The organism is Comamonas sp. Tr-654 (genome assembly GCF_011752915.1).
GTDB lineage: Bacteria > Pseudomonadota > Gammaproteobacteria > Burkholderiales > Burkholderiaceae_C > Comamonas.
Map to the genome: position 1 here is coordinate 218748 of NZ_VWWQ01000007.1, position 14278 is coordinate 233025.

The 14278-nt window shown below is 61.4% G+C and carries 11 protein-coding genes; 2 read left to right on the forward strand and 9 right to left on the reverse strand.

The genetic code is table 11. The annotated features are described in order from the left end of the window. Positions 1-61: 61 nt before the first annotated feature. Together ilvD and F3J24_RS20870 are read right to left on the reverse strand one after the other, a co-directional pair. On the reverse strand, positions 62-1921 hold the full coding sequence (gene ilvD / locus F3J24_RS20865) for a dihydroxy-acid dehydratase (protein ID WP_167010298.1): 1860 nt from the start codon (positions 1919-1921) through the stop codon (positions 62-64). 140 nt (positions 1922-2061) lie between these two features. Then, positions 2062-2301 carry a TIGR04438 family Trp-rich protein gene (locus F3J24_RS20870; protein ID WP_167010300.1) on the reverse strand — a complete coding sequence of 80 codons (240 nt, stop codon included), beginning with the start codon at positions 2299-2301 and terminating at the stop codon, positions 2062-2064. A 112-nt stretch (positions 2302-2413) separates the two neighbouring features. Between F3J24_RS20870 and F3J24_RS20875 the strand changes: the two genes are divergently transcribed. Next, a complete protein-coding gene (locus F3J24_RS20875) occupies positions 2414-2719 on the forward strand; it encodes a c-type cytochrome (protein WP_167010302.1) in 306 nt (101 codons plus the stop codon). An 81-nt stretch (positions 2720-2800) separates the two neighbouring features. On the opposite strand, the gene F3J24_RS20880 is transcribed toward F3J24_RS20875, so the two are convergent. After that, complete coding sequence (locus F3J24_RS20880; protein WP_167010305.1) at positions 2801-4783, reverse strand: alkyl/aryl-sulfatase; 1983 nt, start codon at positions 4781-4783, stop codon at positions 2801-2803. A 155-nt stretch (positions 4784-4938) separates the two neighbouring features. On the opposite strand from F3J24_RS20880, the gene F3J24_RS20885 reads away from it, so the two are divergent. After that, on the forward strand, positions 4939-5844 hold the full coding sequence (locus F3J24_RS20885; RefSeq protein WP_167010307.1) for a LysR family transcriptional regulator: 906 nt from the start codon (positions 4939-4941) through the stop codon (positions 5842-5844). Between the two features lie 118 nt (positions 5845-5962). Here F3J24_RS20885 and typA read toward each other — a convergent pair whose 3' ends face one another. The 6 genes from typA to rimP all read right to left on the reverse strand — a co-directional run bounded on the left by typA (position 5963) and on the right by rimP (position 14263). Next, positions 5963-7789: a translational GTPase TypA gene (typA, locus tag F3J24_RS20890; RefSeq protein ID WP_003056350.1), complete on the reverse strand. Its 1827-nt coding sequence runs from the start codon at positions 7787-7789 to the stop codon at positions 5963-5965. Further along, the gene (truB, locus tag F3J24_RS20895) at positions 7786-8778 is read right to left on the reverse strand and encodes a tRNA pseudouridine(55) synthase TruB (protein WP_167010309.1); all 993 of its coding nucleotides are present in this window, start codon (positions 8776-8778) and stop codon (positions 7786-7788) included. Before truB ends, typA begins: the two co-directional genes overlap by 4 nt. A 4-nt stretch (positions 8779-8782) precedes the next feature. Then, positions 8783-9160 carry a 30S ribosome-binding factor RbfA gene (gene rbfA / locus F3J24_RS20900; RefSeq protein ID WP_003056352.1) on the reverse strand — a complete coding sequence of 126 codons (378 nt, stop codon included), beginning with the start codon at positions 9158-9160 and terminating at the stop codon, positions 8783-8785. Between the two features lie 95 nt (positions 9161-9255). Beyond that, positions 9256-12090, reverse strand: a complete 2835-nt coding sequence (gene infB, locus F3J24_RS20905) for a translation initiation factor IF-2 (RefSeq protein WP_167010311.1) — start codon at positions 12088-12090, stop codon at positions 9256-9258. Between the two features lie 23 nt (positions 12091-12113). Continuing rightward, positions 12114-13601 carry a transcription termination factor NusA gene (gene nusA, locus F3J24_RS20910; RefSeq protein WP_003056354.1) on the reverse strand — a complete coding sequence of 496 codons (1488 nt, stop codon included), beginning with the start codon at positions 13599-13601 and terminating at the stop codon, positions 12114-12116. A gap of 83 nt (positions 13602-13684) precedes the next feature. Continuing rightward, positions 13685-14263 (reverse strand): ribosome maturation factor RimP, encoded by a 579-nt coding sequence (rimP, locus tag F3J24_RS20915; RefSeq protein WP_003080490.1) that lies wholly within the window; start codon positions 14261-14263, stop codon positions 13685-13687. Positions 14264-14278: the final 15 nt, after the last annotated feature.

Consider the following 14278-nt stretch of genomic DNA (forward strand, 5'->3'; position numbering starts at 1 on the left):
CTGTGGGATTGTCGGTCAGCAGGCAAAGCCCGCGCTGACGAAATGACGAAACAAACGTAACTTAGTCGTCGAGCAGCGACAGATCGCGCACGGCGCCGGTGTCGGCACTGGTCACCAGCTTGGCATAGGCCTTGAGGGCTGCCGAGACCTTGCGAGGACGGGCCTGGGCAGGCTTCCAGCCCTTGGCGTTCTGTGCTTCACGGCGGCGCGCCAGCTCTTCGTCGCTGACCAGCATGTTGATGCTGCGGTTGGGAATGTCGATGCGGATGATGTCACCATTCTGAACCAGGCCAATCGCGCCGCCGGCTGCCGCCTCAGGCGAGCAGTGACCGATGGACAGGCCGGAGGTACCGCCCGAGAAGCGGCCGTCCGTCAGCAGCGCACAGGCCTTGCCCAGACCCTTGGACTTGATGTAGCTGGTGGGGTAGAGCATTTCCTGCATGCCGGGGCCGCCCTTGGGGCCTTCGTAGCGCACGATGACCACATCGCCGGCCTTGACCTTGTCGGCCAGGATGTTGGCCACGGCCTCGTCCTGCGACTCGACCACATGGGCCGGACCTTCGAACACCAGAATCGACTCGTCCACGCCTGCGGACTTCACCACGCAGCCGTCCAGCGCGATATTGCCGCGCAGCACGGCCAGGCCGCCTTCCTTGCTGAAAGCGTGCTCGTAGCTGCGGATGCAGCCTTCGGCGCGATCCAGATCCAGGCTGGGCCAGCGGGTGTTCTGGCTGAACGCCACCTGCGTGGGAATGCCGGCCGGACCGGCCATGTAGAAGTGGCGCACGGCCTCGTCCTGCGTGCGCAGGATGTCCCACTGGTCCAGCGCATCCTTCATGGTCTTGGCATGCACCGTGGGCACATCGGTGTGCAGCTTGCCGGCGCGGTCCAGCTCGCCCAGGATGGCCATGATGCCGCCGGCGCGGTGCACGTCTTCGATGTGGTACTTGGGCGTGTTGGGCGCCACCTTGCACAGCTGGGGCACGACGCGCGAGAGGCGGTCGATGTCGGCCATGGTGAAATCGATGCCCGCTTCCTGGGCGATGGCCAGCAGGTGCAGGATGGTATTGGTGGAGCCGCCCATGGCGATGTCCAGCGTGATGCAGTTCTCGAACGCTTTGAAGCCCACGGAGCGCGGCAGCACGCTCTCGTTGTCGTTTTCGTAGTAGTCGCGGGCCAGCTCGACAATGCGGCGGCCGGCGCGCAGGAACAGCTCTTCACGGTCGGCATGCGTGGCCACCACGGTGCCGTTGCCCGGCAGGGACAGGCCCAGGGCCTCGGTCAGGCAGTTCATCGAATTGGCAGTGAACATGCCCGAGCAGGAACCGCAGGTCGGACAGGCGGAGCGCTCCACCTGGGCCACTTCCGCGTCGGAATAGCGCTGGTCGGCCGCGATCACCATGGCGTCCACCAGGTCCAGCTTCTTGAACTCGATGGTCTTGGTTTCGGGGTTGGCCAGCTTGGTCTTGCCGGCTTCCATGGGGCCGCCGGAAACAAAGATCACGGGAATGTTCAGGCGCATCGCGGCCATCAGCATGCCGGGGGTGATCTTGTCGCAGTTGGAGATGCACACCAGCGCGTCGGCGCAGTGAGCGTTGACCATGTACTCGACCGAGTCTGCAATCAGGTCACGGCTGGGCAGCGAATACAGCATGCCGTCATGACCCATGGCGATGCCATCGTCCACGGCGATGGTGTTGAACTCCTTGGCCACGCCGCCGGCCTTTTCGATCTCGCGCGCGACCAGTTGTCCCAGATCCTTCAGGTGCACATGGCCGGGCACGAACTGGGTGAAGGAGTTGGCAATCGCAATGATGGGTTTGTCGAAATCGCCATCTTTCATGCCGGTGGCACGCCACAGGGCGCGCGCACCAGCCATGTTGCGGCCGCCGGTGGAGGTTTTGGAACGGTATGCGGGCATGGGGTTCGCTATAGGACGTTATCGGGAAAGTATTCTCCGGATTATGGCCCAGCGCCGCCGCTCAGCGATGCCTAGCCCATGGCGCGCTGTCAGGCAAAACCTCGGTGGAGCATCGTCAATCGCGATGCCTTGTTCGCTGCTCAGCGACGTCGCTGACCGGGTGCCATGGCCTGTTTCTGGCGTTCGATGCGCTCCTTCTTGCGCTGGTCCATCTTCTCCATGGCCTTACGCTTGGTGTAGCCCGACGCGTCGGCCCAGGCCCACCATGCAACGGCCGCGCCATACACGGCCAGAATCGGCCACCAGCTCCAGGCACCCACGGGTCCGATCTCCGCGAGCTTGAGCAGCGACAACACAATGGCGAGTCCTAGCAGATACATATTCCCTCACTTTTGTTCATTTTCCCCAACATAGCGGGCACTAAAGCGTACACAAAGCAAGCACTACAATGGGCCAAAAGATCAACTTTAACCCTGCCTCCTGGAACTCATGATGAAGCAATTTCTGATCGCTTTCGCTCTTTCTGCCGCGGTTGTGGCTCCTGCAATGGCCGACCAGGCTCTGGCGCAGTCCAAGAACTGCATGGCCTGCCACGCCGTGGACAAGAAGCTGGTCGGTCCCGCCTTCAAGGAAGTGGCCGCCAAGTATGCCGGCCAGAAGGATGCCACCGACAAGCTGGCTGCCAAGGTCATCAAGGGCGGCTCCGGCGTCTGGGGCCCCGTGCCCATGCCCGCCAACCCCCAGGTGAATGAAGCCGACGCCAAGAAGCTGGTGGCCTGGATTCTGACGCAGAAGTAATCTGCCACTGCCACGCAGTGCAAGCTGCCAACAAAAAAACCGCATGCCAGTCATGCGGTTTTTTGTTTTCAGGCGTCCGCCCTACCGGGTGACGATGGGGAAATCGGGCCGGTTGGCATCAAACAGCTTCAGGAATGCCCCCAGAGCTGCACGGTCACCCTCGATTTTCATGGCTGGCGCTTGCCCTTCCTTGGCAGCTCCGGACAAAAGCTTCAGGAATGCGGGTCGGGTGAGGTTCAGCGACACATCCGCGCCATCCTGGGCTGGCGCCTTGCGGAAATGCAGCACCGCGTTTTCAAGCCAGATCACATAGCGCTCGTCCACATCATCCAGCGCCAGATTCATGACAAAGCGCCTGTCCGCAGCCTTGGCTGCGTCCAGCCGTGTGGCCAGCACTTCAAGAAAACGCTCGGTCGGAATCTGCGCCGTCATCTCGGCCATGGCCGATACATCCTTGGCCATGGGCGCCACACCCTGGCGCAACTCCAGCGCCGCCGTCAGATAGCTGTTACGCCAGGTGGCAGACTCGGCGCGATAGCCTAGCTGCTCATGGCAGCGGGCCAGCAGTTCTTTCGCCACCGCGTTGTCCGGCTCGGCAAACACCAGTTGCTGCAGCAGCTCCACAGCCCAGCGATAGTCGCCCTGCTCGGCCGCTGCACTGCCTTGCTCCAGCACCTTGGCTGTGCCACCCAGCGCCGCCACATATTTCTGCGCCTTGAGCTTGGGCGGCAGCGGATCCAGGTTGGCTGGGTTGCCATCGTAATTGCCGAGGTAGAACTGGTAGATGGCTTTGACGTTATGACGCAGATCGCCGTAGTAGCCACGTCCGCCCCAGAAAGCCGCCAGCGACGGCGGCAGCTTGATCTGTTCTGCAATCTCGGCAGGTTGCAGCCCCTGGTTGATAAGGCGCACGGTCTGGTCATGCATGAACTGGTAGAGATCGCGCTGGCGGCTGATGAAGCTGGCAATATGCGCCTTGCCCCAGACCGGCCAGTTGTGCTGGTTGAACAGCACCTCCGCATCGCCAGCCTGCTCCAGCACCTTTTGCAGATAGGCAGACCACTGCATGGCATCGCGCACCTTGGCACCGCGTATGGGCAGCAGATTGTGCATGGTCTGCGCCAGAATCTCGGCCCCTCCAAAGGCCTTGCGCTCCGGGATGCTGAAAGTCAGCTCGGCAGGGGCTTCGGCCCCGGGCATGTTGTGAAACACGAAGCGCACGCCGTCCAGCATCATCTCCTGGTCGGCCCTGTCAACGCTGACCGTGGGGGGCAGAATGCCCGTATGGCCGCTGACCAGGCTCTTGCCCAGGCCCGTGTCCACATTGCCCGTGGGCGACAGCGGCAGCCGCGTGCCGAACTGGTAGACGGCGCGCCGCGCCATGGCTGTGCCCACGAGCAAGTTCTCGCTGGTGGCCTCATTCATGAAGCCCGCAGGCGCCACCACGGGCACTTTGCGCCGCGCCACTTCCGCGGCGGTGATAACTCCCAATGCACCGCCAAAATGATCTGCATGGCTGTGTGTGAAGATCAGCGCCGTCACGGGCTTATCGCCCAAGTGCTGGCGCGCAAATGCCATGGCGGCTGCGGCAATCTCGCGGCTGGTCAGCGCGTCCACCACAATCCAGCCGGTCTTTCCCTCGACCAGGGTGATGTTGCCCATGTCAAAGCCGCGCAGCTGATAGATACCGTCGCTGACCTTGAACAGCCCCGCCTGGGCATTGAGCCGGGCATGGTGCCAGAGGCTGGGGTTGACACTGTCGGGCGCAGTGCCCTGCACAAAATCAAAGGAGGCAAAGTCCTTGAGCACGCGACCATCGGCGTCCCGGACCTGGCCCGTGGGTCTGGCAATCAGGCCTCGCTGCGCATCTTCGTGATCCTGAGCATCGTCAGGCGGCAGGCTTTGAGCAAAAGTGACCAGCGCCTCGCGCGTGGCACTGCTGACCTCGCCTGCCTTCAGCGAAGCTGCGTTTTGCGGAACGGCAGAAGGTGCTGCGCAGCCAGCCAGCACGCCAGCGGCAAGCAATGCGGCAACAGCGGCTTTGGGGATGAGCCGAAATTCCATATATCTCCTTTTTTATAGCGGTCAGCACTTGATGGATATGCGTCAGAGCCCAAATAGGCTTCGGCTCCGCCAAGGCTGCTGTCGCATTCTGGGCAGCGCCATGCATTGCGTCCAATGCATAGTCTGAGAAATTTCAATGCATTGGACTCATCGCCATGGACATACGCCGACTGCAGCATCTGGTCATGCTGGCCGACAAGGCTAATTACGCTCGCGCAGCCGAACAGCTGCATCTGAGCCAGCCCGCACTGACGCGCAGCGTGCAGGCGGCAGAGGAAGAATTTGCGATGAAGCTCTTCGAGCGCGGTGCGGGAGAGGTTCGTCCCACAGCAGCTGGCCAGTTTGTACTGGAGCGCGCCCGTGAGCTCGTGCGCCAAAGCCGCAATCTGCAACGCGATGTGCAGCTCTATCGAGATCGGCAGATGGGGGACACGGCCTGCGGCTTTGGCCCGTTTCCGGCTCAGTTCCTGCTGCCGCCACTGCTGCAACAGGCCCGCAAAGCCTTTGCTGGAGTACATGTGCGCGCCATCATGGGAAACTGGCAACAATTGCTGCAGCGCCTCAAGGACGATGAGATCGAATTCTTCGTGGCCGAAACCCGTGAGCTGCCCGCTGGCAGCGACTGCACGGTACGCGCCCTGCCCCCCCAGCCCGGCGGCCTGTATGTGCGCAGCGGCCATCCGCTGCTGCAGTCCGCGCAAACCGATTTCACGCTGGCCCATTTGCATGCCCATGGCCTAGCTGCCGTGCGTCTGCCCCAGCCCGTGCGCGATGCCTTGTGCGCCCAGTTGCAGCTGGACCAGAACAAGCATCTGCTCTCGGTGGAGTGCGACGACGTCAACAGCCTGATCCAGCTGACGCTGCAAACCGATACCGTGCTGGCCGCGATCGAACCTGCGGTGCGTCCTTGGCTGCAAGGCGGACAGCTACAGGCCGTGAGGGTGCCACAGGTGCCGGCCATGACTTCGAGCTATGGCGTGGTCTGGCAGCGCGGGCGCAGCCTTTCACCCATGGCGCAGTGGCTGGTGCAGCAGGTTTGCGAGCTGGCTGCACAGGCATGAAAAGGACGCCCCACGCTAGCCCACTGCCTGTTGCCGCCTCTTGCCTTGAGACGGCCTGGGGACAATAAAAAAAGGCCCCGAAGGGCCTTTTTCTGGATTCACAGCCTGGGCTTGTGAATTACGCATCACGCGAAGCACGCTTGCGGTCGTGCTCCTTCAGGTGACGCTTGCGCACGCGCAGGCTGGTGGGGGTGATTTCCAGCAGCTCGTCGTCTTCGATGAATTCCACACCGTATTCCAGCGACAGGTCGATGGGAGGCGTGATCTTGATCGCGTCTTCCTTACCGCTGACGCGGAAGTTGGTCAGCTGCTTGGTACGCGTGGCGTTCACCACCAGGTCGTTGTCGCGGCTGTGGATGCCGATGATCATGCCTTCGTACACGGGATCGCCAGCCTTCACGAACATGCGGCCACGGTCGTCCAGCTTGCCCAGGGCGTAGGTGAAGATTTCACCGTCGTCCATGGAGATCAGCACGCCGTTCTTGCGGCCGCCGATGTCGCCCTTATGGGGTTCGTAGCTGTCGAAGATGTTGGCGATCAGGCCGGAACCACGTGTCAGGTTCAGGAATTCGTTGGTGAAACCGATCAGGCCGCGGGCAGGGATACGGTATTCCAGACGGACGCGACCGCGGCCATCGGGTTCCATGTTCACCAGCTCGCCCTTGCGCTCGCCCAGTGCCTGCATCACGCCGCCCTGGTGGCCTTCTTCGATGTCGGCAGTCACCAGCTCGATGGGCTCGTGCTTTTCGCCGTCGATCATCTGCATCACGACGCGGGGCTTGGACACTGCCAGCTCGTAGCCTTCGCGACGCATTTCTTCCAGCAAGATGGTCAGGTGCAGTTCACCACGGCCGGAGACTTCAAAGATACCGTCTTCGTCGGTTTCCTTGACGCGCAGAGCCACGTTGGAGCGCAGTTCCTTTTGCAGACGGTCCCAGATCTGGCGGCTGGTCACGAACTTGCCTTCACGACCTGCCAGGGGCGAGGTGTTCACGCAGAAGTTCATGGTCAGGGTGGGCTCGTCAATCTTCAGCATGGGCAGAGGCTGGGGATTGACCGGGTCGGTGACGGTTTCGCCGATACCGATGTTTTCGATACCGCTGATCAGCACGATCTCGGAAGGACCGGCTTCGGTGGCCTGCACGCGATCGATACCCTGGAAGGTATGCACCTGGTTGATCTTGCCGCTGTAGGTCTTGCCGTCAGGACCGGCCATCACAGCCACTTGCTGACCGGGCTTGAGCGTGCCCTGGGTGATGCGGCCCACGCCGATACGACCCACGAAGGTGGAGTAGTCCAGAGCGGAGACCTGCAGCTGCAGGGGAGCGCTGGCATCGCCTTGCACGGAAGGCACATGGTCGAGGATGGTGTCGAACAGGGCGGACATGTCCTCACCCCACTTGGCGCCGGGCTCGCCCTCTTCCTTGGACGACCAGCCGTTGATGCCGGAGGCGTAGACCACGGGGAAGTCCAGCTGCTCGTCGGTGGCGCCCAGCTTGTCGAACAGATCGAAAGCGGCGTTGATCACCTTGTCGGGGTTGGCACCGGGCTTGTCCACCTTGTTCACCACCACGATGGGGCGCAGACCCAGGGCCAGAGCCTTCTTGGTCACGAAGCGCGTCTGGGGCATGGGGCCTTCCTGCGCATCGATCAGCAGCACCACGCCGTCAACCATGGACAGGGCACGTTCCACTTCACCGCCGAAGTCCGCGTGACCGGGCGTGTCGAGAATGTTGATGTGGGTGTCCTTCCAGGACACGGCACAGTTCTTGGCCAGAATGGTGATGCCGCGCTCACGTTCGATGGCATGGTTGTCCATCACGGTGTCGACGACTTTTTCGTGCTCGGCAAAAGTGCCGGACTGGCGCAGCAGCTGGTCCACCATGGTGGTCTTACCGTGGTCAACGTGCGCGATGATCGCAATGTTGCGGATTTGTTTGCTCATAATGTTTCCAAAATGCCGCTTGCTTGTGGACGCGGCGTTCCTTCCAAAATTTGTTGAATTTCTAGCGGACTGAGCAAGCGCTCGGGGATCAACTCCCCGCTCGCCACACGGCCTACCCCTAAAAGGGCATGCGGGCGCTCACCATACACCGCCACGGCCGGGGCATCCGCCCAAGACCCTCGACGGCGCAAGCCTGATAGAAAGCGTCCTGCATCCTGTTCACCCAAGGTGACGACGGCATGACGATGCAGCAGGGTATCGACAGGCAGGACCTGCGCGATGCGCTGTTCATCGTTCATGGCTTCCAGCGCCTGCAGCGTCACGCAGCGCGACACTTCAAGACCGCCGGTTTCCACACGGCGCAGAAAACGCAAATGGGCACCGCAGCCCAGGGCCTCGCCCACGTCTTCGCCCAATGTGCGGATGTAAGTGCCCTTGCTGCAGGTCACTCTCATCTTGACGGCCGGATGCCCCTGATCGTCCTGCACCAGCGTCAGCTCCAAGGCATGAATGGTGACATCGCGTGCGGGGCGCTCCACTTCCACGCCCGCACGGGCGTATTCATAGAGCGCCTTGCCATCCTTTTTCAGCGCACTGTGCATGGGCGGCACCTGCTTGATGTCGCCCGTGAACTGCGCCTGCACCTGCGCCAGGCGCTCGGGCGTGATGGCGGCCAGATCGACGGCACGCTCCAGCACCACATCGCCCTCGGCATCGGCCGTGGTCGTGGTCTGGCCCAGGCGGGCAATGGCCTCGTAGGTTTTCTCGGCTTCGAGCTGAAGCTGACTGAATTTGGTGGCAGCGCCGAAACACAGCGGCAACACGCCACTGGCCAGCGGATCAAGCGTGCCTGTATGCCCGGCCTTTTCGGCGCGCAGCAGCCACTTGACCTTCTGCAAGATGTCGTTGCTGGACCAGCCCAGCGGTTTATCAAGCAGCAACACCCCATGCACAGGGCGCCGCTGCACCCGGGTGCGAGGGGCGTTCATGTGCTTATTCCTGTTCGGGTCCGCGCGACGCCACAGCCTTGGCGATCAAGGCGTTCATGTCGGCAGCGCGCTCTGTAGTGCGGTCGTAGACGAAATGCAGCGTGGGCACAGTATGAATGTGCAGACGCTTGAACAGGCCGTTGCGCAGAAAGCCTGCGGCCTGATTGAGTGCAGCCAGCGTCACTTCGGGATCGCCGACAAGCACGCTGAAGAACACCTTGGCGTGGGCATAGTCAGGAGTCACCTCCACGCCTTGCAGCGTGACCATGCCGACGCGCGGGTCCTTCAACTCGCGGGCGATCAGCTCCGACAGATCACGCTGGATCTGGTCGGAAACTTTGAAGCTGCGGTTGGGAGCAGCAGATTTGCGTTTGGTTGCCATGAATAAAAAAGGAGCTATTTGCGCTTGCTGCACAAGGAGTTCAAGTTGATTTCGACCTCAAACCCTTGTGCAACAGACGCTAGCAGCTATTGCTTTTACAGCGTACGAGCGATTTCCTTGATCTCGAAGACTTCCAGCACGTCGCCTTCCTTGATGTCGTTGTAGTTGCGCAGTTTGATACCGCACTCGAAGCCTTCCTTGACTTCCTTGACATCGTCCTTCATGCGACGCAGCGACTCGATCTCGCCCGTGTAGATGACCACGTTGTCGCGCAGCAGACGGAAGTGTGCGTTGCGGGTGACGTGACCTTGCGTGATGTACGAGCCGGCAATGGTGCCGATCTTCGTTGCCACGAACACGGTGCGGATCTCGGCCATACCGATGATCTCTTCGCGCTTCTCGGGAGCCAGCATGCCCGACATCGCAGCCTTCACCTCATCCACGGCGTCGTAGATGATGTTGTAGTAGCGAATATCGACATCGTTGCCTTCGGCGGTCTTGCGGGCCTGAGCATCCGCACGCACGTTGAAGCCGATGATGATGGCCTTGGAAGCCAGCGCCAGGTTGACGTCGGACTCGGAGATACCGCCCACGCCGGAGTACACCAGCTGAACCTTGATCTCGTCGGTGGACAGCTTGAGCAGCGAGGCTGCCAGAGCTTCCTGCGAGCCTTGCATGTCCGCCTTGATGATGATGGGCAGAGTCTGCACATCGCCAGCGGACATTTCGGCGAACATATTTTCCAGCTTCGCAGCTTGCTGCTTGGCCAGCTTGGTGTTGCGGAACTTGCCAGCGCGGTAGGTCGCGATTTCACGGGCACGGCGCTCATCGCTCAGTACCATGAAGTCGTCACCGGCCTGAGGCACTTCGCTCAGACCCTGAATTTCCACAGGGATGGAAGGACCGGCTGTCTTGGTCTGCTTGCCGTCTTCGTCCAGCATGGCACGAACGCGACCATAGGTCTGGCCTGCCAGCACCACGTCGCCGACCTTCAGCGTACCGGACTGCACCAGCACCGTAGCCACGGTACCGCGGCCCTTGTCCAGCTGGGCTTCGATCACGATACCCTTGGCTGCGGCGTCCACGGGAGCCTTGAGTTCCAGCACTTCGGCCTGCAGCAGCACTTGCTCCAGCAGCTCGTCGATGCCCTGACCGGTCTTGGAGGACACGGCCACGAAGGGAGAGTCGCCGCCGTACTCTTCGGGCAGCACCTCCTCCACCACCAGCTCCTGCTTGACGCGGTCGGGGTTGGCTTCAGGCTTGTCGGCCTTGGTGATGGCCACGACGATAGGAACACCGGCCGCCTTGGCGTGCTTGATGGCTTCCTTGGTCTGAGGCATCACGCCGTCGTCGGCAGCAGCCACCAGAATCACGATGTCGGTGGACTTGGCACCGCGAGCACGCATGGCCGTGAAGGCCTCGTGACCGGGGGTGTCCAGGAAGGTGATGATGCCGCGAGGCGTCTTCACATGGTAGGCACCGATGTGCTGGGTAATGCCGCCGGCTTCGCCCGACGCCACCTTGGTGCGACGGATATAGTCCAGCAGCGAGGTCTTGCCGTGGTCCACGTGGCCCATCACGGTCACAACAGGAGCACGCGACAGCAGCTCGGCTTCGGCACTGGAGACTTCTTCATCGGTGAAGGCCTCCAGGTCGTCCAGCGCTGCCACCTTGGCGGTGTGGCCCATTTCTTCCACCACGATCATGGCGGTGTCCTGGTCCAGCGGCTGGTTGATGGTGACCATCTGCCCCATCTTCATCAGAACCTTGATCAGCTCGGACGCCTTGATGGCCATCTTGTGGGCCAGCTCGGCCACGGTGATGGTCTCGGGCACCGAGATCTCCAGCTGACGGAACTCGGGAGCCTGCTGCTGTTGCTGCTCGTGACGGTCATTGCCACGACGGCCACCCTTGGGGCCGCCGCGCCAGTTGGAGCGGCCAGCCACGCCACCGGAGCTGTCGCCACGGGTCTTGATTTCCTTCTTCTTGGCCGCGTCGTTGGACCAGCTCGAAGACAGCTTAGCGGACTTGACTTCCTTGCCGGGACGGGCACCGCCACCTGCATTGGCCGCTCCAGCGGCACCAGCGGGCTTGCTGCCATCCTTGGCTGCAACAGGCTTCTTGGCATCCGCAGCGACCGGAGCAGCCTTCTTGGGCTCCTCGGGCTTCTTGGCGACCAGTACCTTCTTGGGAGCAGCCATCATGGCACGGATGGCTTCCGCCTCGGCCAGGGCCTTGCGGCGGCGTTCATCCAGATCCTTGGCGCGGCTGGCTTCTTCAGCCGCCTTTGCCTGGGATTCGGCTTCGGCCTTGGAGCGTGCCTCGGCCTGGGCCGCAGCACGTGCGGCAGCGCCAGCGGCGTGCTCGCGCTTTTCCTCTTCCTTAGCCGCCTTGGCTTCAGCCACCTTGGCAACTTCCGCGGCTGCATAGGCTGCAGCACGTTCCTCGGCTTCGCGCTCGCGGCGCTCGCGCTCTTCGCGCTCTTGACGTTCCTTGGCCAATTGTTCTTCCTGATGGCTCAACAGCTCGGCCTCGCGGCGAGCATCTTCTTCACGGCGTGCCAGTTCTTGACTAGCAGCACGCTCCTGCACAGCCTTAGCCATGCTTTCCGCATTGGCCTGAGCCTCGGCGGGAGTGTCTTCCCGCTTCACGAAAGTGCGCTTCTTGCGCACTTCCACCTGAATCGTACGAGCACGGCCCGATGAATCCGCCTGCTTGATTTCGCTGGTGGACTTCTTGGTCAGCGTGATCTTCTTAGCGCCGCTGCCATGGCTGACCTGCAGGTGACTCAGCAAACGCTGCTTGTCACCTTCGGTCAGCACATCGGCTGCGTCAGCCTTTTCAACCCCGGCGGCCTTGAGCTGCTGCAGCAAGGAATCAGGGGTCGTGTTGCGCTCTTTCGCAAATTCTGCAACCGTATTACTCGACATAAATGTTCTGTACCTCCCTGACCTTACTCTTGCCCATCGGCAAACCAGTGCTCACGCGCCTTCATGATCAAGGCCTTGGCTTCTTCGGCGGTCTGACCGGTGATATCGGTCAGCTCGTCGATCGCCAGATCAGCCAGATCGTCACGGGTGTGCACATCAGCTTGCGCCAGCTTGTCCAGCAGTTCGGCAGTCATGCCGTCCAGAGAGACCAGATCCTCGGATGCCTTGCTCACATTTTCTTCGCGAGCAATTTCCTGACTCAGCAGTGCATCCTTGGCGCGGCTACGCAGCTCGTTCACCGTCTCTTCGTCGAAGGATTCGATTTCGAGCATTTCCTGCAGCGGCACATAGGCCACTTCTTCCAGGGTCTCGAAACCTTCTTCGATCAGGATGTTGGCGATTTCCTCGTCCACATCCAGCTTTTCCATGAACAACTTGCGCGAGACAGCCGACTCGTCGGCCTGCTTCTGTGCAGACTCGGCAGCGTCCATGATGTTGATCTTCCAGCCTGTCAGCTCGGAGGCCAGACGCACGTTCTGACCGCCGCGACCGATGGCGATGGCCAGATTCTCCTCGTCCACGACCACGTCCATGGCATGCTTTTCCTCATCCACAACGATGGAAGAGACATTGGCAGGAGCCAGAGCACCGATCACGAACTGGGCGGGGTCTTCGGACCAGAGCACGATATCCACACGCTCGCCGGCCAGCTCGTTGGTCACGGCATTCACGCGGGTGCCGCGCACACCGACGCAGGTGCCGATGGGGTCCACGCGCTTGTCGTGGCTCAGCACGGCAATCTTGGCACGCGAGCCAGCATCACGGGCGCAGCTCTTGATCTCCAGCAGGCCTTGCTCGATCTCGGGCACTTCATTGCGGAACAACTCCACCATGAATTCGGGGGCCGAGCGCGACAGCAGGATGGGAGCGCCGCGCAAGGTGGCATCGACTTCCATGATCATGGCACGCACGCGGTCGCCGTTGCGCAGATTTTCCTTGGGGATCATCTCGCCGCGCTTGAGTCGACCTTCCACACGACCGGATTCGACAATGATGTCGCCCTTGTCCATGCGCTTGACGGTGCCGGTGAAGATCTTGTCGCCACGGGCCAGGAATTCGTTGAGCAGCATTTCGCGCTCGGCGTCGCGAATCTTCTGCAGGATGACCTGCTTGGCCGCCATGGCACCGATACGGCCGATGGGCAGCGACTCGATCTGCTCTTCAATGAACTCACCAATCTGAATACCGGGCACGCGGTCTTCCGCATCCATCAGCATTTCTTCGGCGTCGGGGTTCTGCAGACCGGCATCATCAGACACAACCACCCAACGGCGGAAGGTGTCGTAGTCGCCGCTTTCGCGATCGATGGACACGCGGATGTCTACTTCACCTTGGTACAGCTTCTTGGTGGCCTGCGCCAGTGCGGATTCCACTGCACCAAAAACCACATCGCGTTCCACGTTCTTTTCACGCGAAATGGCTTCAACCAACATCAACAGTTCGCGATTCATGCGACGACTCTCCTATTTCAATCACACAAAGAGGATTTGCATGCGACCTCTTTGCCCCAAAAGATTCCAACGCTGCAGCCGCCTCATTCGGGCTTGGCTGCGCGTCCTTTGAAATTCACAATCGGTGCCAGACGCGCTTCGCGCAACTCGTCAAGCGTAAAGCCCATGGCGTTCAATGGCGCGGGTTCACGCTTCTTACTGACTCGCACGCCCGGCTTGGGAGGCGGCTCATCGCTCCAGACGATCTGCCAGCCACCTTCTTCAGTCCGTTCCAGCGTGCCACGAAATTTCTTGCGGTTTGCATTGATCTTGTCCCCACCTGCAGCCCCGATGGGAGCCTTTAGCGTCAGATCCACCTCCGAGCCTTCAAAGCGGATAAAGTCCTGCTCATGGCGCAGCAAACGATCAATGCCGGGAGAAGAGACCTCCAGGCGGGCGTAATCCGCACCATCGACTTCCAGCGCAAACTGAAGCTGGCGCGTGACCTTTTCGCAGTCTTCCACTGTCACGAACTGCTCGGGCAGCTCAGGCGCACCTTCCTCTGGCGCCTGCCAAGGCAAATCAATCGTGATGCGCAGCAGGCCGCCGGCCGAGCGCTCGATTTCAACCAGGTCATAGCCCAGACCTGTGACGGTTTGTTCAACGATTTGCTGTAGTGCCACGTGTATTCAGTTCAA